The organism is Sphingobium sp. DN12, assembly GCF_051058005.1.
Lineage (GTDB): Bacteria > Pseudomonadota > Alphaproteobacteria > Sphingomonadales > Sphingomonadaceae > Sphingobium > Sphingobium yanoikuyae.
In genome coordinates this window covers 1-18,600 of the sequence record NZ_CP173719.1, presented here as the reverse complement: position 1 = coordinate 18,600, position 18,600 = coordinate 1, and the positions used below count along the sequence as shown (strand labels likewise).

Annotated in this window: 14 protein-coding genes and 3 pseudogenes; 8 read left to right on the top strand and 9 right to left on the bottom strand. The window is 61.8% G+C overall.

The annotated features are described in order from the left end of the window. The first annotated feature begins 120 nt into the window (after positions 1-120). The 4 genes and pseudogenes from ACI6S0_RS25275 (at position 121) to ACI6S0_RS25260 (ending at position 3,459) form a co-directional block, all read left to right on the top strand. Positions 121-1,650 (top strand): glycerol-3-phosphate dehydrogenase, encoded by a 1,530-nt coding sequence (locus tag ACI6S0_RS25275; RefSeq protein WP_037490106.1) that lies wholly within the window; start codon positions 121-123, stop codon positions 1,648-1,650. Between the two features lie 38 nt (positions 1,651-1,688). Beyond that, the gene (locus ACI6S0_RS25270) at positions 1,689-2,486 is read left to right on the top strand and encodes a DeoR/GlpR family DNA-binding transcription regulator (RefSeq protein WP_004207045.1); all 798 of its coding nucleotides are present in this window, start codon (positions 1,689-1,691) and stop codon (positions 2,484-2,486) included. Positions 2,487-2,788: 302 nt separating this feature from the next. Further along, positions 2,789-3,151: pseudogene (locus ACI6S0_RS25265) on the top strand (IS5 family transposase); the annotation flags it as partial. After that, entirely contained in the window at positions 3,109-3,459 is a 351-nt protein-coding gene (locus ACI6S0_RS25260) for a transposase (protein WP_161735056.1), read from the top strand. The pseudogene ACI6S0_RS25265 and the gene ACI6S0_RS25260, both read left to right, overlap by 43 nt. A 36-nt stretch (positions 3,460-3,495) precedes the next feature. On the opposite strand, the gene istB is transcribed toward ACI6S0_RS25260, so the two are convergent. The 3 genes and pseudogenes from istB to istA form a co-directional block, all read right to left on the bottom strand. Then, entirely contained in the window at positions 3,496-4,311 is an 816-nt protein-coding gene (gene istB / locus ACI6S0_RS25255) for an IS21-like element helper ATPase IstB (RefSeq protein ID WP_434406018.1), read from the bottom strand. A gap of 56 nt (positions 4,312-4,367) precedes the next feature. Further along, positions 4,368-5,731, bottom strand: a protein-coding gene (locus ACI6S0_RS25250; RefSeq protein ID WP_139278864.1) for an IS3 family transposase whose coding sequence is annotated in 2 segments (ribosomal slippage) — positions 4,368-5,381 and positions 5,384-5,731 — 1,362 coding nt in all. Because the reading frame shifts where the segments join, the coding sequence is not laid out codon by codon here. A 104-nt stretch (positions 5,732-5,835) separates the two neighbouring features. Beyond that, positions 5,836-7,358: pseudogene (gene istA, locus ACI6S0_RS25245) on the bottom strand (IS21 family transposase). Between the two features lie 114 nt (positions 7,359-7,472). Here istA and ACI6S0_RS25240 point away from each other — a divergent pair. Continuing rightward, positions 7,473-7,868 (top strand): annotated as a pseudogene (locus ACI6S0_RS25240) (recombinase family protein); the annotation flags it as partial. An 84-nt stretch (positions 7,869-7,952) separates the two neighbouring features. Here ACI6S0_RS25240 and ACI6S0_RS25235 read toward each other — a convergent pair. The 4 genes from ACI6S0_RS25235 to ACI6S0_RS25220 all read right to left on the bottom strand — a co-directional run bounded on the left by ACI6S0_RS25235 (position 7,953) and on the right by ACI6S0_RS25220 (position 12,214). Continuing rightward, positions 7,953-9,032 carry a Cj0069 family protein gene (locus ACI6S0_RS25235; RefSeq protein WP_185704838.1) on the bottom strand — a complete coding sequence of 360 codons (1,080 nt, stop codon included), beginning with the start codon at positions 9,030-9,032 and terminating at the stop codon, positions 7,953-7,955. A gap of 88 nt (positions 9,033-9,120) precedes the next feature. Further along, positions 9,121-9,789 (bottom strand): superoxide dismutase, encoded by a 669-nt coding sequence (locus tag ACI6S0_RS25230; protein ID WP_017184236.1) that lies wholly within the window; start codon positions 9,787-9,789, stop codon positions 9,121-9,123. A gap of 74 nt (positions 9,790-9,863) precedes the next feature. Continuing rightward, positions 9,864-11,261 (bottom strand): chromate efflux transporter, encoded by a 1,398-nt coding sequence (gene chrA, locus ACI6S0_RS25225; RefSeq protein ID WP_185704840.1) that lies wholly within the window; start codon positions 11,259-11,261, stop codon positions 9,864-9,866. 2 nt (positions 11,262-11,263) lie between these two features. Beyond that, positions 11,264-12,214, bottom strand: a complete 951-nt coding sequence (locus ACI6S0_RS25220) for a chromate resistance protein ChrB domain-containing protein (protein WP_025160483.1) — start codon at positions 12,212-12,214, stop codon at positions 11,264-11,266. 168 nt (positions 12,215-12,382) lie between these two features. Between ACI6S0_RS25220 and ACI6S0_RS25215 the strand changes: the two genes are divergently transcribed. The 3 genes from ACI6S0_RS25215 to ACI6S0_RS25205 all read left to right on the top strand — a co-directional run bounded on the left by ACI6S0_RS25215 (position 12,383) and on the right by ACI6S0_RS25205 (position 14,076). Next, positions 12,383-13,273, top strand: coding sequence for a DUF1259 domain-containing protein (locus tag ACI6S0_RS25215; protein ID WP_008603797.1), 891 nt, complete (start codon positions 12,383-12,385; stop codon positions 13,271-13,273). Continuing rightward, positions 13,270-13,674 carry a PepSY domain-containing protein gene (locus ACI6S0_RS25210; RefSeq protein WP_235682153.1) on the top strand — a complete coding sequence of 135 codons (405 nt, stop codon included), beginning with the start codon at positions 13,270-13,272 and terminating at the stop codon, positions 13,672-13,674. The genes ACI6S0_RS25215 and ACI6S0_RS25210 overlap by 4 nt, the downstream gene beginning before the upstream one ends. 75 nt (positions 13,675-13,749) lie before the next feature. Continuing rightward, positions 13,750-14,076, top strand: coding sequence for a Rap1a/Tai family immunity protein (locus ACI6S0_RS25205; RefSeq protein ID WP_223178489.1), 327 nt, complete (start codon positions 13,750-13,752; stop codon positions 14,074-14,076). Positions 14,077-14,302: 226 nt separating this feature from the next. Here the strand turns inward: ACI6S0_RS25205 and ACI6S0_RS25200 are convergent, their stop codons facing one another. Then, positions 14,303-16,792, bottom strand: a complete 2,490-nt coding sequence (locus ACI6S0_RS25200; RefSeq protein WP_039996361.1) for a heavy metal translocating P-type ATPase — start codon at positions 16,790-16,792, stop codon at positions 14,303-14,305. Positions 16,793-16,833: 41 nt separating this feature from the next. Beyond that, positions 16,834-18,600: an oleate hydratase gene (locus tag ACI6S0_RS25195; RefSeq protein WP_017503237.1), complete on the bottom strand. Its 1,767-nt coding sequence runs from the start codon at positions 18,598-18,600 to the stop codon at positions 16,834-16,836.

Genomic DNA, 18,600 nt, shown 5'->3' with positions numbered 1-18,600 from the left:
TTTTCTATCGAAAGAAGCCTGGGAAAGATGCCCTTCGGATCGAACCAGGACACTTCCGCCGCCTTCCTATCGAGAGAAGATCGAATGACCGCATGCCCGCCCCCCTCTCCTGCTACCGGTATGCACGTCGAAACCTATGATTTGTTGATCGTGGGGGGAGGCGTGAATGGCGCCGGGATAGCACGCGACGCCGCCGGCCGCGGACTTTCGGTCCTGCTGGTAGAGCAGGACGATCTGGCCAGTTATACCTCCTCATCATCGACAAAACTAATCCACGGCGGGCTGCGTTATCTGGAATACTACGAATTCCGCCTAGTCCGAGAGGCTTTGATCGAACGCGAGCGGTTACTGGCTATGGCGCCGCACATCATGTGGCCGCTGCGGTTCGTCCTCCCGCAATCACTTTCCCCTCGCCCCGCCTGGATGGTCCGACTTGGCCTGTTCCTTTACGATAATCTGGGTGGCCGGAAGAACTTGCCCGGAACCGAAACGATAAACCTCGACCGCAGCCCGCGCGGGATCGGGCTCAAGCCCCAGAAGGGCAAGAAACGGGGCAAGGCTTTCGTCTATTCAGACGGGTGGGTGGAAGACAGCCGGCTCGTCGTACTTAACGCAATGGATGCGGCTGCCCGCGGCGCCCGGATCGAAACACGCACACAGCTAACGCAAGCACAAAACGAAAATGACGAGTGGATTGCAACGCTCGAAACGAAAGCCGGTACAGTCCGTCAGGTGCGCGCAAGGATGCTGGTCAATGCCGCCGGTCCATGGGTCGATAAGGTTCTTGGCCGCATCGGGCGCAGCAACAACAATCGCGGCGTGCGGCTTGTCAAGGGCAGTCATATGATATTGCCGCGCCTCTACGATGGCGACCATGCGTTCATGCTGCAGAATCCGGACCGTCGCATCGTCTTCGCGATTCCTTATGAAGGCGAATTCACACTGATTGGCACCACCGATGAGCCCTGGACGGACGAACCCGGCAAGGCTGAAATCAGCCAGGGCGAAGTCGACTATCTGTGCGCGACGGTGAATCGCTATTTCGAAAAGGAGATTACACCGTCCGATATCGTGTGGAGCTATGCCGGCATCCGCCCGCTTTATGACGATCATGCTGCCGACGCCTCTGCGGTAACGCGTGACTATGTGCTCGATTTCGAGAAACCCGAGAAAACACGGGCGCCACTACTCAGTATCTTCGGCGGAAAGATCACCACTTATCGCAAATTGGCTGAGCATGCGATGGAGCATATAGCTGAAGTGTTCCCAACTGCCGGGAAGGCCTGGACAGCAGGTGAACCGCTGCCCGGTGGAAATCTGCCGGGGCAGGACTTTGATCGGTTTGTGGCTGACCTGTCATCGCGGTGGCCGGACATGCCCTCAAAGTTGCTTCGCCGCCTCGCTCGGGCATATGGCACAGAAGCGATCCAGATTCTTGGCGCCGCAAGCGTTCCGGCTGACCTGGGCGAGGACTTCGGGGCCGGGCTCCACGCCGCCGAGATAGAATATCTGTTCGCGGCCGAATGGGCGCGTACAGCAGAGGATATTCTTTACCGACGCTCGAAGCTGGGCTTGCATGTGCCGCCTGGGACCGAGACTGAAATCGATGCCTATCTCAGCACACTTTCCCGGTGCGTCGCTTCGCTTTAGTGATCAGCAAGATCACAAGGAAACAGGAAGCAGGAGCAATGGAGCGAGGAACCGCGGCTGAAGGCGATGTCGTCGCAGCACGTCGAGAGCATATCCTGGAGATAGCCCGCAGCGCTGGCAGCGTTGCCGTTGAGGATCTGGCCGAGCGGCTTGGCGTAACACCGCAAACGATCCGCAAGGACCTGAACGTGCTAGCCGGACAGTCGCTGCTTTCCCGCATTCATGGCGGAGCGCTGGTGACCTCCGGCGTTGACAACCTGGCCTATGACGCACGTCGGACTGTCGCATCGAATGCGAAGGCTCGTATTGGGGCAGCAGCTGCCGCGCTGATCCCCAATGGCGCTTCCCTGTTCGTGAATATCGGCACCACAACCGAGGCTGTGGCTGCAAATTTTGTGCATCATCGCAACCTCATGGTGGTCTCGAACAATCTCAACGTCGTTGACACCCTTTCAGATCATCAGGCGATGGAACTTGTCTGCGTAGGCGGCAAGGTGCGCACCGGCGATCGTGCCGTGGTGGGGGCGCTCGCAATGCGCTTCATCGAAAATTTTCGCGTCGACTATGCGCTCATCGGCATCTCGGCGATCGACATTGACGGAAGTCTGCTCGATTTCGCGATCGATGAAGTGGAAGTCTCGCAGACGATCATCCGTAACGCGCGCAAGGTGATCCTTGTAGCTGATTCCAGCAAGGTGGGGCGCTCGGCTCCAGTGCGTGTGTGTGGAATGGATGTGATCGATTTCTTCGTCACTGATCGGATCGACGATCCGAAGCTCCGTTCCACATGCGAACGTCATGGCGTCAGTCTGATCGAGACCAGCATTACTTGCTGACCTTCCCAAGCGATAGCCCGGGTACACTTGGTTGCATGGCAATACGTCAAGTGGGCGAACAGCCTCCTGGGGCTGCTTCGGTGATGACCTTCAGAGGGACTGCGCCATCTTTCAGGAGCAACGGATCAGCCCCGACCTAGCCGATGACCAATGCCCTGCCCATAGTCTTTCGTGGCATGCATGCAAACGAGCGCCGCGACGCCCCCGCGCTTCAGGGTCAGGATCTGTAATTGCAGTTGCTAGGTTTCGTGGACAAAGGTTGACAGCAGGATCGGGCGTTGATTCAAGGCTGCCTTTTGGAGGTGGCGTTGGGCGAGCGTATTGGGCTGACGGAGGACGAGTGGGGGATCATCGGCACATTACTGCCATCTGAGCGTGGTCGTGGCTGTCGTCCAGCACAGGACAACCGGCTGTATTTCGAAGGCATGATGTGGATCGCCCGCACAGGTTCGCAATGGCGCCACTTGCCGGATGAATATGGCAAGTGGAACAGCGTTTTCCGCCGCTACCGGCGCTGGGTTACGACCGGGGTGTTCGAGGCGATGCTCGAGACACTGGGCGAAATGGTGGCTCGTGATGCCACTGCGGACATGATCGACAGCACCGTGGTCCGAGCACATCATTGTGCCGTCGGCATAAAAAAGGGACTCAGGAAACCGAGGCGCTTGGCCGATCGCGAGGCGGATTCAGCACAAAGCTCCACGCCCGCTGCGATGCCAAAGGCCGACCGCTCGGCTTTGTCCTGACGCCGGGCCAGAGCCACGATATCCAAGGCTTTGGCCCGCTGTTCCGTTTGATTGCTCATAAGATCGAGGCATTGTTGGCGGACAAGGGCTACGATGCAGATGCCATCCGCGAGGAATTGGCCAATGCTGACGTTGAGGCTGTCATTCCCGCCAAAAGCAATCGGCGCGATCCAATCCCACACGATCGCGAAAAATACCGTTGGCTGTTGATTTCCACTGAGAAGTGACCCGGGTTTTCCATCGAGAAGTGACCCGTCTGCGGATTATGTTTCGGGTGTCACGGGTGGGTCAACCCGTGGTTTTCTCCTTTGGGTTCTGGCCTGCTTGGCAGAGCTGTTTTTGAAGCGGAAGCTATCGTTGCCGGTCTCCAGGATATGGCAGTGATGGGTAAGCCGATCGAGAAGCGCCGTGGTCATTTTGGCGTCGCCGAACACGGTGGCCCATTCGCTGAAGCTCAGGTTTGTGGTGATGATGACGCTGGTGCGCTCGTAGAGTTTGCTCAGCAGATGGAAGAGCAGCGCGCCACCTGAAGCACTGAACGGCAGATATCCAAGCTCATCCAGGATAACGAGATCGGAGTGCAGGAGGCGATTGGCGATCTGACCGGCCTTGCCCTGTGCTTTTTCCTGCTCGAGCGCATTGACCAGTTCGACCGTCGAGAAGAAGCGGACGCGCTTTCGATGATGTTCGATGGCCTGGATGCCCAGCGCCGTTGCCACATGGCTCTTGCCGGTGCCAGGACCGTCGACCAGCACGATATTGTCGGCGATGTCGATGAAGTCGCAGCGATGCAACTGACGCACCAGAGCTTCATTGACCTCGCTACTGGTAAAGTCGAAGCCGGCCAGATCGCGATAGACAGGGAAGCGCGCGATCTTGAGCTGATAGGCCACAGACCGAACCTCCCGTTCTGCTGTCTCGGCTTTGAGCAACTGGGAGAGGATCGGGATGGCGGCTTCGAAGGCTGGAGATCCCTGTTCCATGAGATCGGTGACGGCCTGCGCCATGCCATGCATCTTGAGGCTGCGGAGCATGACGACGATGGCGCCGCTGGCAGGGTCTGTCCGTCGTCGAAACATTTGGCACAGATGGGATCGTGGATTAGCGGAGAGCGGGCCTCGTCTGGGGCTTGATGTTAGGCGGCGAGCTTGCGGTGAAGCAAGCGGCGATGTTCGATGGTCTTTCGCTTGATGGTTTCGCGGCGCCTGATGATGGCGGGAGCCCTGCCGAAGTAGGCGTCTGCCGGGGTCACGTTGCTCAGGCTCTCGTGGTAGCGCTGGTGATTGTAGTGCTCCACGAACGCCTCGATCTGGGCCTCGAGGTCGCCGGGCAGGAAGTAATTCTCCAGCAGGATGCGGTTCTTCAAGGTCTGGTGCCAGCGCTCAATCTTGCCCTGAGTTTGCGGATGCAACGGGGCTCCGCGAACGTGGCTCATCTGCTGGGCCTCGATGTACTCGGCGAGTTCGCCCGCGATGTAGCCGGGGCCGTTGTCCGATAACAGCCGGGGCTTGTGCAGCACCGTGGCACTATCGCAACCCGAGGCCTTGAGAGCGAGGTCGAGCGTGTCGGTGACGTCCTCGGCGCGCATGTTGGTGCACAGCTTCCAGGCGATGATGTAGCGCGAATAGTCGTCGAGCACGGTCGAAAGGTACATCCAGCCCCACCCGATGATCTTGAAGTAGGTGAAGTCTGTCTGCCACATCTCGTTCGGCCGGGTGGTCTTCGTGTGGAACTGGTCGGCGGCCTTGATCACGGTATAGGCCGGACTGGTGATCAGGTCGTGCGCCTTCAACAGGCGGTAAACCGTGGCCTCCGACACGAAGTAGCGCTTCTCGTCGGTGAAGCGCACGGCCAGTTCGCGGGGGGAGAGTTCGGTCGCATCAAGCGCCATCTCGACGATCTGCTCGCGGACATCCTCGGAAATGCGGTTCCACACCCGGCCTGGCGCACAGGGGCGATCCTCCAGCGATTCGGGGCCGCCTTCGAGGAAGCGATCATACCAGCGGTAGAACGTCCGGCGGGGAATGCCGAGCTTATCCAGCGTGTGCTTGGCGGGCAGGTGCGACTGCTCGACGATCCTGATGATCTCCAGCTTTTCTGCGGCAGGGTACCTCATTCGTCGTCGCCCCCATCCGCGATCATGCTTTTTTTGAGCAGACGGTTTTCCAGCGTCAGATCGGCCACGCATTCCTTGAGGGCACGGGCTTCGCGGCGCAGGTCCTGAACCTCGCCCGTTGTCGCACTGCGGGCGGTGTCACCGGCAAGACGGCGCTTGCCGGCTTCCATGAACTCCTTCGACCAGGTGTAGTAGAGGCTCTGGGCAATGCCTTCACGCCGGCACAGTTCGGCGATGCTGTCCTCGCCGCGCAATCCGTCGAGCACGATGCGGATCTTGTCTTCGGCCGAGAAATGCCGCCGCGTCTGTCGGCGAATATCCTTCACCACGGCTTCGGCAGAGGCCTTCGTCGGCGATTTTCGCAAGGAGGGTTTGGGCTTCATCTGCGTTCCTTCGTCACTACGACGAAGCCCAAACCCTCCTTAAATCTCAACCCATAATCTGTGCCATGGGTGCTGACGCCGGACAGATGGCGCCGCTGGCAGGGTCATGACGCATGACGCTTCTCCTTGCGCAGATCATCATAGCGTTCGACATTGGCCATCGGCTCGCTGACCAGCTTGAGCGCCTGGGGCGCCGTCACCGGCGGCGTGGAGATCGGTTTTCCGTCGACCAGCCTATAGAGCAGATTGAGGATATGGGTCTTGGTCGGAACGCCAGCCTCCAGCGCCATGGTGACCGCCGTCAGCACCAGTTGCTCATCATGATGAAGAACCAGCGCCAGTATTTCGACCATTTCCCTGTCGCCGCCGGGATTGCGCAACAGATGTCGCTGCAGACGCTGGAACGCATCGGGTAGCTCAAGGAAGGGCGCTCCGTTGCGCAGGGCGACGGGTTTGCGCTGCACGACCGCCAGATAATGGCGCCAGTCATAAACCGTATGACCTGGACCGTCGTGAGAGCGGTTGATGATGCGCTGATGTGCGCAGATTGGCTGCCCCTCGGCGACGACCTGAAAGCGATCAGGATAGACGCGCAGGCTGACAGTGCGATTGGCGAAAGAGGCCGGTACGCTGTAGCGATTGCGCTCAAAGTGGATGAGGCAGGTCGGCGATACCCGTTTGCGATATTCCACAAAACCATCGAAGGGCCTGCCCGCAACCATCAGACACTCAGATTCATCGGCCCGGGCATTGGCAACCGATCCGGGTTCGATCCCGTGAGGGATGTCCTCCCATAACGCCTTGCAGCGCTCCTCCAGCCACAGGTTCAGCGCATCAAGGCTCTCAGCCTGCGGCGTGGGTTGCCACAGACGGTGCCGCGCATCCTGGACATTCTTCTCGACCTGCCCCTTTTCCCATCCCGCAGCCGGGTTACAGAACTCAGCTTCGAACAGATAGTGGCTGACCATCGTCAGGAAGCGTGCGTTGACGGTGCGTTCCTTGCCACGCCCGACCTTGTCGACGGCCGTGCGCATATTGTCATAGATACCCCGGCGCGGCACGCCGCCCAGCACGCGGAAGGCGTGATTATGGGCGTCGAACAGCATCTCATGGGTTTGCAGAAGGTAGGCGCGCACGATGAATGCCCGGCTGTAACTGAGCTTGAAATGCGCAACCTGCAGCTTGGTCCGAACCCCGGCAATGATTGCCCAGTCCTCACTCCAATCAAACTGGAAAGCTTCCCCGGCGCGAACGACAGGGGCACGAATGTCCCACGCCCGCCAATCTGTTGCTGGCGCCGATAATCTTCGCGCCAGTCCCGAGCAAAAGCGGCAACCCGGTTGTAGGATCCTTCATAACCCAGGCTCACCAAATCGGCGTGAAACTGCTTGATCGTGCGCTTCTGCTTGCGCGATCGGCCCATATCGCGCCGCAGCCAGGCCGCCAGATGCTCAGCAAATGGGTCCAGTTTGCTTGGTCGATCAGGCACCTTGAACCGCGGATCGATCGTCTCGGACCGCAAATATTTGCGGATCGTGTTGCGTGATAGTCCGGTGCGCCGCGCTATCTCCCGGATCGGTAGATGATCGCGAAAATGCCAGCGCCGGATAACGCTCAATAACGCCATGTCCAACACTCCATATACCCTCGCTTGTCAAAGCCAGGGACGAGTTCAACATGGGTCAATTCTCAGCGGAAATTTACGCCCTACCCGGGTCACTTCTCAGTGGAAATCAACAGTGACACCGTCGTGGTCCACAGCATGGATCGATTGGCGCGTAATCTCGACGATCTGCGCAAACTGGTTCAGTCCCTCACCAAAAGAGGCGTCCGGATCGAGTTCGTGAAGGAAAGCCTGGCCTTCTCGGGCGAGGATTCCCCGATGGCCAACCTGATGCTCTCGGTCATGGGTGCGTTCGCCGAATTCGAGCGCGCCCTGATCCGGGAGCGGCAGCGCGAAGGCATTGCGGTCGCCAGACAACGCGGTGCTTATCGCGGGCGGAAACGTTCCCTCTCCGACGAAATGGTCGCCGAGCTGCACCGCCGTGTTGATGACGGCGAGCGCAAGGCCGTCATCGCCCGTGACCTGGGGATCAGTCGCGAAACCCTCTACCAGTATCTCCGCGCTGCCACCTGAGCCGGTTTCACCCATCCTCGCTCACCCTTAGGCTTGTCTGATTGATACGACCAATGTCACGTCTCTTGAATTGCTTGAATCATATCAATGAGGATTGGAGGTCTCCTTCGTCAAACGAATGGCAAGAGCGCGACCGATTGCCGCTGCGGCGACTGGCTGGACGGCGCTTGGCGGAAATGGTGCAACCGAACTAGCATTGATCTCGCAAAGCGCATAGGAGCCATCGCTGATGGCTTCACCAAGGCGAAATAGGAAGTCGGCGTCCCAAAGAAGCGGAAGATCGTGGTCGGCGATCGACAGCAACCTTTGCATCTCTGGAATCCAGCGATCCTCCATCGCTTTCCGTAAGGCTGCGAAGCGCGTCACCTCCGGTCCGAACATAGCGCGGCCCATCGGCTGTGGGGTTGACGACGTTGTATCAATGGCCGTTGGCGTCATCAGCGCAGTGATCAGGTTGTGCCCAAAGCCAACCACTCGGTGCCCGCACACGTAGCAGCGGACCATGCCCTCGGACGACTGCGGCTGATAAGCCTGATCGATCAGCACGCCGCCGTCGTTTAGAAACGGCACCCACCTTTCCAAGCACTCGGCTAGGCTGATGCGCTCCGATTTGCTTCCTTGGCGGGCCTCTTGAACTTTCACCGACGTTTTCAAAGCCGGAGCGTTTCCCGCTTCGTCTAGTTGGACACGCCATACATTCCTGCCGCCGTTGCCGTAGTTCGGCTTCAGCACGCGCGGGCCTGCGGCAAGATGTTCGGGGAAACGAGCGCGAAGGCCTTCAGCGTCCACGTATCGATCGACATCGCTGCCCCATTCCATGGATCGCGTTGTGTAGAGCACTTCCTTGACGCCGATTTTGGCGATCACGTCAGGATGCGCGCTGACGACAACGCCGCACCCCGCGACTTCGCGCAGCATTGGATCGAGCTGCGAGCGGTCGCCTGAAATGTCCAACGGATTCACCCAGACCAGCACTGCGTCGCACGACAGCAGCTCGTCCCGAATCTCGCGAACCGCCTCGTCCCTGTACAGTACAGGCCTTGCGGTCGCCCCGAGCGCCCGCAAGGCCTGCATTATCGGCCACTGCCGGGCTTCATGAAAGCGATGCGTCCACTCGGCTGCTTGCCCACGCCAAAGAAGAGCGATGTTCGGGCCGGATGTCATTGTTGCATCTCCCCATCGGACCTGTCCCCTTTGTGGTCGCGAACTCAGGTGTCGCGCAGCAGTGGGTGTTAAGCCACGGCGGTCGGGTTCAGCCGCCGCCGCGCAAAGCCGCGGCATAGCGCCGGTCGACCACTTCCCAGTCGATGTTGCGGAAGAAGGCGTCGACATATTTGGCGGCGGCGGTGCCGTAATCCATGTGGAAACTGTGCTCGTACATATCGAGCGCGAGCAGCGGCACGCCGGCAATCGCACCGTGCATATGATCCCACGCCCAATGGTTGTGCAGCGAGCGCGTGTGGAGATTGTAGACGAGCACGCACCAGCCCGATCCGCCGGCAAGGCTCATCCCGGTACGGCGGAAGTCGGCTTCCCAGCGGTCGAACGAGCCGAACGCCGCGCCCAGCGCGTCGCGGATGGAACCGGCTGCCTGGCCGTTGCCGCCGAGCCCGTCGAAATAGACCTCATGGAGCACGACCGAGCCGGTGCGGTGCAGCTCCTCGCGCTTCAATCCGCCATAGACCACCGGCGGCAGGTCCGTGTCAGCGAGCGCGGCGGCAAGTCGTGTCTCGATCATATTCAGGGCCTTGACCGAGCCCGCATAATTGTTCTCGTGGTGCGATGTGATCAGCCTTTCGGAGAGGCCGTGAAGCCTGGCGGGATTGAACCTGAGCGGCTTGACCTGATGATTTCCGGCAAAGGCGGGGACAGCCGCCGGCGCTGCGGCCGGCGTCTGCGCAGAGGCTTCGTTGATAGTCATGGCGGCGGCTCCGATGCCAAGAGTTGCGATTGCACTGCGTCGGGAAAGATGGTCGATCGTCACGCGTCACTCCTTCAGATGATCATTACATATGCGGCCCCGAGGACCGAGCAGACGCCGAGCACCGGCAGCATGCCGGCCTTGAACCGGAACATGGCGAGTATCGCACCCACCGCGAGCGCCAGCGCCGGCCAGTTGACGGACGTTAGGACTGGGAGATCGATGGTGCCGGCTGCGAACGGCACTTCGCGGACTTGCTCGAACAGAGTGTGGATACCAAACCAGACCGCCAGATTGAGGATCACGCCGACCACTGCGGCGGTGATCGCCGAAAGCGCGGCCGACAATGCGCGGTTGCCGCGCAGCCGCTCGATGAATGGCGCGCCGGCGAAGATCCACAGGAAGCATGGCAGGAAGGTAACCCAGGTGGTGAGGATTGCGCCGAAGGTCGCGGCGACGAGCGGCGGCAGCCCGGTCGCTTCGCGGAAGGCCGCGAGGAAGCCGACGAACTGCGTCACCATGATCAGCGGCCCGGGCGTGGTCTCGGCCATGCCGAGCCCGTCGAGCATCTCGCCGGGCTGGAGCCAGCCATAGGTCTCGACTGCCTCCTGCGCGACATAGGCGAGCACCGCATAGGCGCCGCCGAAGGTCACCACCGCCATCTGGCTGAAGAAGGTGGCGATGCGGCTGAACACGTCGTCGGGGCCGAACGCGAACAGCAGCGCTGCGACCGGCCCGAGCCAGAGCAGCAGCAGGACGCCGGAGATGCGCAGCGACCAAGAGAGGTTCGGCCGGGCATGGTCGGGAAGGCCCTCGCCAAGAGCGGTGTCGCGGTCGTGGATTATCTCAGCGCCGGCGGGACCATGTCCGCCGCCGCCCTTGAATGCGGCGTAACCAGCGCGGCCACTGAAGAAGCCGATCAGCGCGGCGGCAAGCACGATCAGCGGGAAGGGCACGTCGAGCACGAAGATCGCGACGAACGCCAGCGCGGCAAAACCGCGCATGACGTTGTTCTTCAAGGCACGCGAACCCACCCGGACCACCGTCTGTAGCACCACCGCCAGCACGGCGGCCTTCAATCCGAAGAACAATCCCTCGACCAGCGGCACTTCGCCGAGCAGCACATAGACATAGCTGAGCCCTAAAATCGCGAGGAAGCCGGGCAGCACGAATAGCGCGCCCGCGACCAGGCCGCCCTTGGTCTTATGGAGCAACCAGCCAATATAGACAGCTAGCTGTTGCGCTTCAGGGCCGGGCAGCAGCATGCAATAGTTGAGCGCGTGGAGGAACCGCTCCTCGCCGATCCAGCGCTTCTCCTCGACCAGGATGCGATGCATCACCGCTATCTGGCCCGCCGGTCCGCCGAAGCTGAGCAGCGCGACCCTGATCCAGACGCGCACCGCCTCGCCAAAGCTGATGCCGTGCTCGTGCAGCGTCTCGACTGCGATTTCAGCGCGTGCGCTGGCCTCCATCTTTAGTCCTCTTTTCGCCGGGTGAAGTGAGCATAGAATCCGTCGAGCGCGGTCGATCCGCGCGCGATCCGCTCCTCGTCGTCGTCGGTGCCGGCACAGATGCCGGCGATAAGCGCGCTCACTCCCGGAGTTTCCGGGCGCTCGAACCGAGCATCGGCAATATCAAGGTCGTGAACAATTTCGCCGAGCGCCCGCAGCGCGGGGTCGGTCTCGAGACCGGTGAGGAACACCAAGGTCTCGAAGGAGCAGCGGTCGCCTTCGTGGGTGAACTCAGCGTCCGCCATGTCGAACCTCAGTTCGTCAGGCTCCGGCACATATCCTTTGCCCTCGACGAACTTGAAGCTCGCCTCGGGGTCGATGAAGCGACGAATGAGCCAGGCGGACGCGATGCGATCGACATGGACATGGCGGCGCGTCACCCAAACGCGGCGCTTTAGCTCCGCCGGGGTCAGCTCGGGCGCACCGGGGCCGCTCACATCGGGATGTTGGTGAGAGCGGCGGTCCGCCTCGGTGATGGCGGCCTGTGCCGCCTGCCGACCATGCGCACCGAAAAAGTCGATCGCGGCGACCTCGTTCAGGCGTTTGCGCAGGCGGCCCACATCCGCCGCCGCGACATACTCGCCCTCACACAGCGCGCGCGCCTCGCGTGCCAACTCCTCATAGTCGGCGTCACGCGCAGCGTCGAACACTCCGCGCAGCTCCGCATCGCCCATGCCGCCGACAAGGCGCGCTTCGAGGATCAGCGCCTCGCCGCCATTTTCGGTGATCTCGCGATGCAGTTCTTCGAACAGCGCGCGCGTGTCCTCGCGATTGGGGAGCGCATGGACGGCGTTCTTGAGCGGCGCGGCCCCGATCGCCTGCAAACGCCGCCAGACCTTCACCCGCAAATATGCAGGCTTAGCCGGAAGCTGCGGGATCAGGAGCAACCAAGGGGAAGCTTGTGTGTTTGTCATAGTTGTATCGTCACTAGCCTACAAGTGTAAGGGTTGCATCACAAGCCTCATGAGCATAGGACTGCTTATCCCGAAGAAAGAAACCGGAGCGTAATGTCGCGGCTCGCCGGCGGCGCGCTCGCATGACGTGAGGCTTTCCGTGTCGAGTGCGCTGATGAAGGATCAATTATGCTGAAAAAGACCATCGCCTTGGGATTCGCCAGCCTCCTGCTGGCAAGCCCGGCATGGGCAGCGCCGGACTGGTCGGCTGTCGACCGGGCGATAGGACGAGCGGGGGCCGAACAGCCGGGGGGCGTTCACCGCTACAGCTTCCCGCGTTCGGACCTGAGCGTCACGCTGGATGGGGTGACGATCAAGCCCTCCCTCGCGCTCGGCTCTTGGGCGGCGTTTCAGCCGATGGGCGACGAGGCGATGGTGATGGGCGATCTCGTGCTGACCCACGACGAGGTGAACCCCGTTTTGAGCCGCCTGCTCGCAAGCGGTTTTACGATCACCGCGCTCCACAATCACCTGCTCCGCTCTTCGCCTGCGACCATGTACATGCACATTGCCGGCCACGGCGACCCGGTGAAGCTCGCGGCCGCGCTCCGGCAAGCGCTATCAGCCAGTCGGACCCCGCTCGCCGCGCCGCAATCGCCTTCGGCCAGCGCAGCCGCATCGCGGCTCGACCTCGATGTGGCCGCGCTCAACCGGTTGATGGGCGGTGAGGGCAAGACGGCCGGTGGCATCCTCCAATACAGCTTTCCGCGCGCCGAGCGGCTGATGGACGGCGATATGGAGACTCCGCCGACGATGGGCACGGCGACCGCGATCAACTTTCAGCCAACCGGGGACGGCCGAGCCGCCATCACCGGCGATTTCGTACTTGTCGCAAACGAGGTCGATCCGGTCCTGCGCGTGCTGCGGACGAACGGGATCGAGGTCACGGCGCTGCATAATCATATGCTAAACGACGAGCCGCGGCTGTTCTTCATGCACTTCTGGGCCAACGACGACGCAGCCAAGCTCGCCCGTGGGCTGCGCGCGGCGCTCGACAGGATGAACAATCAGAGGAGTTGAACTCGGACGACGGCTCATTGGGCCGTAACCGCCGCCCGCCCGACCCCACGGCCCTTATGCAGGAAGTGGAATGGAACATGGGTAGCAAACGAACTCTCACTGTTGTCGCAGGCGTGGGCGCGGCCGCGCTGGCGATCGCGGGCGTGGCGATCGCGCAAAACCACGAGGCGAACGAAAACCGGATAATCGGCAAGCACAGCGAACGAGACATCCCGCTTGCTCAGGTGCCCGAGGCCGCGATGAACGCGGCACGCGCGCAACTCGCGTCAATAAGCAAAGCGGAGCAAGTCACCCGAAAGGCGGACGGAAGCACGCTCTATGAAATCAAGGGCAAGAACAGCGACGGAAAGACGATCGAACTGTTCGTCACGCCCGAAGGCCAGGTGCTCGGCCGCGAATGATGGATCAGCACGGGGCGCCGGCCGTCGAGGGCCGTGCGCCCCTTCCGAAATGATACTGCGGAATAGGAGACGAAAATGCGGCCAAGGCGATGGATATTGTTATGCGCCGCTTTGGCCGCCCTGCCTGATAGTGCGATCGGCCAAACCGAACCCGCGTCGGCGACGGGCTCGGCGTTGTTCGTAAGCTGTCAAGCGAATGAGCCGCGATGCGGCGCTTACCTCCAAGGCGTGCTCGACATGATGATCGTCGCGCGAAAAGCGGAATGCCGCGCTCCACGCTATGACCGATCGGCGCTGCGCGCGGCATATTTACGCTGGGCGGAGCAGAATAGCTATTTTATGAGTGTTCATATGGTGGCCGGAGCTGAACGCTCGTTAGCGAAGGCTTGGCCATGTCAGTAGCATCGTACCCCGCGGCGTAGCCTGCCCGGCGGCTGCCTTTGAGGGCAGGCGGAGCGTCCGCCTGGCGGTGAATTCCGCCAGCTCAACGATCCCATGTCGCGCCTCAAGCTCGCTAATTAGCCGATGTTCGCATTATGTCTGCCAAATCGTTGTCTGGCGCACAAACCTTGAGGTGACGCCTAAGACCCCACGCAAGACCCCGCCACAAGGTCGGGGCCTTGGTCCGTCATGCCTTCACTGTCCGGAGCCGCAGCGAATTGCCGATGACGCTGACGGACGACAGCGCCATCGCGGCAGCAGCGATGATCGGCGACAGCAGCAGCCCAAACGTGGGATAGAGCGCACCGGCCGCAATCGGTACGCCTGCCGCATTGTAGATGAACGCGAAGGCGAGGTTCTGGCGGATGTTGGCCATCGTCGCCTGCGACAGGCGTCGCGCGCGGACAATGCCGGTGAGATCGCCCTTGAGCAGCGTCACGCCCGCACTTTCGATCGCAACGTCGGTCCCCGATCCCATGGCGATACCAACATCGGCGGCGGCAAGCGCCGGCGCGTCATTTACGCCGTCACCCGCCATCGCCACCACCTTGCCCTGCGCCTTCAGGCGCTCGACGACCGCGGCTTTCTGGTCCGGCAGCACATCGGCCTCGACCTCATCGATGCCGAGCTTTCTCGCAACGGCTTCGGCTGTGGTGCGATTGTCACCGGTCAGCATGACGATGCGGATGCCTTCCGCATGCAGGGCCTTCAGTGCCTCAGGCGTGGTCGCCTTGATCGTGTCGGCGATGGCGAAGATGCCGCCGATGGCTTTATCGATGCCGATATAGATGGCGGTTGCGCCGTCGCGGCGTAGCTCATCGGCCTGTGCCGCGAGCGGCGCTGTATCAACCCCATGTTCGGCGAGGAAGGTGGTGCTGCCGAGCACCACATGCCGGCCCTCGACACGACCGATCGCCCCCTTGCCGGTCGGCGAGTCGAAGTCGGCGACATCGGGGATGGTGATCTTTCGCTCGTCGGCAGCCGCCACGATCGCCCGCGCAAGCGGATGCTCGGACGCCTTCTCCACGCCGGCTGCAAGCCGCAGGATGGTCTCCTCGACAAATCGCGGGGCCACGACGATCCGGGTCACCGCCGGCTTTCCTTGCGTAAGCGTCCCGGTTTTGTCGACCACCAGAGTATCGATCTTCTCCATCCGCTCGAGCGCCTCCGCGTTCTTGATCAGAACGCCGGCGGCCGCCCCCTTGCCGATACCCACCATGATCGACATCGGCGTCGCGAGCCCGAGCGCGCAGGGGCAGGCAATGATCAGCACGGAAACGGCCGCGATCAGGCCATGCGCCAGCCGCGGCTCCGGCCCCCATACACCCCAGGCCGCGAAGGCGAGCAGCGCGACGGCGATGACGACCGGCACGAACCAGCCCGACACCTGATCAGCCATGCGCTGGATCGGCGCGCGCGAGCGCTGGGCATCCGCGACCATCTGGACGATGCGGGCGAGCATGGTGTCGCGCCCGACTTTTTCAGCCCGGATGACGAGCGCGCCGGTCTGGTTCAGCGTACCTCCTACGACCGCTTCGCCGACTACACGCGTCACCGGCATGGATTCGCCGGTCACCATCGATTCATCGATCGATGAGCGACCCTGCTCGACCACGCCGTCAACCGGCACGGTTTCACCGGGCCGGACCCTGAGCCGATCACCGATGACGACGGCTTCGACAGGAATATCCTCTTCAGCATCGTTCCGCCCGATCCGCCGGGCGGTTTTCGGCGCGAGATTGAGAAGCGCGCGGATTGCGCCGGAGGTCTGCTCCCGGGCGCGCAGTTCCATGACCTGACCGAGCAGCACCAGCACGGTGATCACGGCCGCGGCCTCATAGTAGACCGCGACCGTGCCATCGGCGCCTCGGAAAGCCTGCGGGTAGAGCTGCGGCGCGAATGTCGCGACGATGCTGTAGCCCCAGGCGACCCCGGTGCCCATCGCGATCAGCGTGAACATGTTGAGGCTGCGGTTGACGATCGACGCCCAGCCACGTTCGAAGAACGGCCATCCGGCCCACAGGACCACCGGCGTCGCCAGCGCGAACTGGATCCAGATCGAGATGCGCATCGGCACCAAATGGTGCAGCGCCGGGATCAGGTGACCGCCCATCTCCAGCAGGAACACGGGCAAGGCGAGCACGAGGCCGATCCAGAAGCGTCGGGTCATATCGGCGAGTTCGGGGCTTGATCCGGCATCCGCCGCCGCGATCAGCGGCTCCAGCGCCATGCCGCAGATCGGGCAACTACCCGGCGCATCCCGGCGGATTTCCGGATGCATCGGGCATGTCCAGATCGTCCCTTCCGTTGCGGTTGCCGTTACTGCCGCAACGTGGTGATGCTCATGGGTATCAGGTCCATGCGTGTGGCTATGGTGGGAATGATCGCCATGGGCGGCAGCACCCTCATGGTGATGTGCAGCATGCGCTGCCAGTGCCGCATAATGCACGGGGTCGGCGTCGAACTTCGCCTTGCAGCCGGCCGAGCAGAAGACGTAGCGCTCGCCTTCATACTCAGCATTGTGAGCGGTCCTGGCGGGATCGACCACCATGCCGCAGACCGGATCATGGTCGACGTGACCGGACGGCGTTTCGCCGTCCGGCTCATGATGGTGATGATGGCCGTGCGCCCCAGTCACCTCGGCGGCGCGTTCGCTCTTCTGATCGTCGTCGGCCATTCATCACCTTTCGCACGCCGCGCGTGCCTTCCGGTCTTTGTTCACTCCTCGATCAGATGGAACTCTTCGAGCAGCTTGGCGATCTCGGTGCCTTCGAGCTTCTTCATCAGCAGTTTGCGCAGGAAGGCCGGCCCGGGAAGATCGATGCCCTTGCCGTCCCGCAGCGGACCGATCGCAGCAAGAAGTGTACGGATATCATAGGTCGAGTTGAAGACCTCGGGCACGCCGCGCTCGACATTCATCAGCGTGTAGACGGCCTCCATCGGGGTTCTCACCGAATATTCCGTGGTGAAGATGCAGTCCCGCTGCTTCGACTCCGCGAACTGGCCGATGAAGGCGAAGTTGACCGCGCCCTCCGGCACCACGTCCGGCCGGTCACCCGCCTGGCGCGGCATGAAGAAGGCGGTAATATAGGGCATCATCGTGGGAACGGTGCTGGCGCCGGATGCCGCGAGTTCGGGAATGTCCTCGACCGGCACGCCGAGGTGATAGAGCCATTCCTGGGTGATCTCCTCACCGGTGCATTCCTGCATCGGCTTCTTCACGAAGTCGCCGGGGCAATCGACAAAGAGCGCGTAGAACCAGGCGATCATCTGATCTTTGGGCTGCTTCTTGAAATGCGGCTGGCGATGAACCGTCCAGCTCAGCAGCCACGCCGAGTCCTTCACCGTGACGATACCGGCGGAGACGATCTTGCCGGTAAAGGGGTTCCGCTTCGTGATCTTCTCGACATAGGCCGGAATGCGGGCGTCGAGGGCAGTGATCGACGCGGAGGCCCATTTCGTCTCCGGGATATGGGCGCCGAATACGTCCGGGCGGCCGAAGGCCGGATCCTTCGCCGCGATCCGCCGCCACAGGTCCCAGGCCGGCGCCGGTCCTTCGTTGAGCTTCGCCGGTGTCCTGTGGTCGCCATTGTCGGAATTCTCGGTCAGCGAGCCGATGGTGATGAAGACGAGATCGTCGGGCCCGAGATCAATGCCGCCTTCGACGCCGCGCTCCTTCCAGTGGATGCGCGTCGCCTGCTTGGAGCCGGGCTGGATGTCGAAATCGACATCGGTGACCTCGACGCCGTAGCGGAATTTAACCCCGTGATCGGTCAGCCACTTCACCAGCGGCAGGACCATCGATTCATACTGGTTGTAGCGATTGAACTTGAGCGAGGAAAAGTCGGCGAGACTGCCGATGTGATGGATGAAGCGGTGCAGGTAGAGCTTCATCTCCAGCGCGGAATGCCATTCCTCGAAGGCGAACATGGTGCGCCAGTAGAGCCAGAAATTGCTCTTGAGGAAGTCCTCGCCGAAGACCTCGTTGATGCGCTTGTTCTCCATCTCCTCCCGCGTCGCAAGGAAGACCGAGAGGAGATCCTTCTGCGCCTTGTCGTTGAGCGTTAGCAGCGCCTTGTCGGGCACGTCCTGACCCTGGTTCTGCGTCGTTCGCTGCAGCGAAAAGTTGGGATCGTCCTTGTTGAGCCGGTAGAACTCGTCGAGCACGCTGGCATCCTCGATCTCCAGCGAGGGGATCGAGCGATAGAGGTCCCACAGGCACTCGAAATGCTCCTCCATCTCGCGGCCGCCGCGAATGACGAAGCCCTTTTCGGGCACGTCCAGACCATCGAGCGCGCCGCCGGGGATTTCCAGCTCTTCCAATATGGTGATGCGGTCGCCCGAAACGCCGCCGTCGCGGATCAGGAAGGCGGCGCCGGCGAGCCCCGCGAGGCCCGAGCCGACGAACCACGCCGTCTTTTTGTCGGCGCCTTCCGGCTTGCGTGGACGGACAAAGGCTTCATAGTTTCCACTGCTATAATGCAT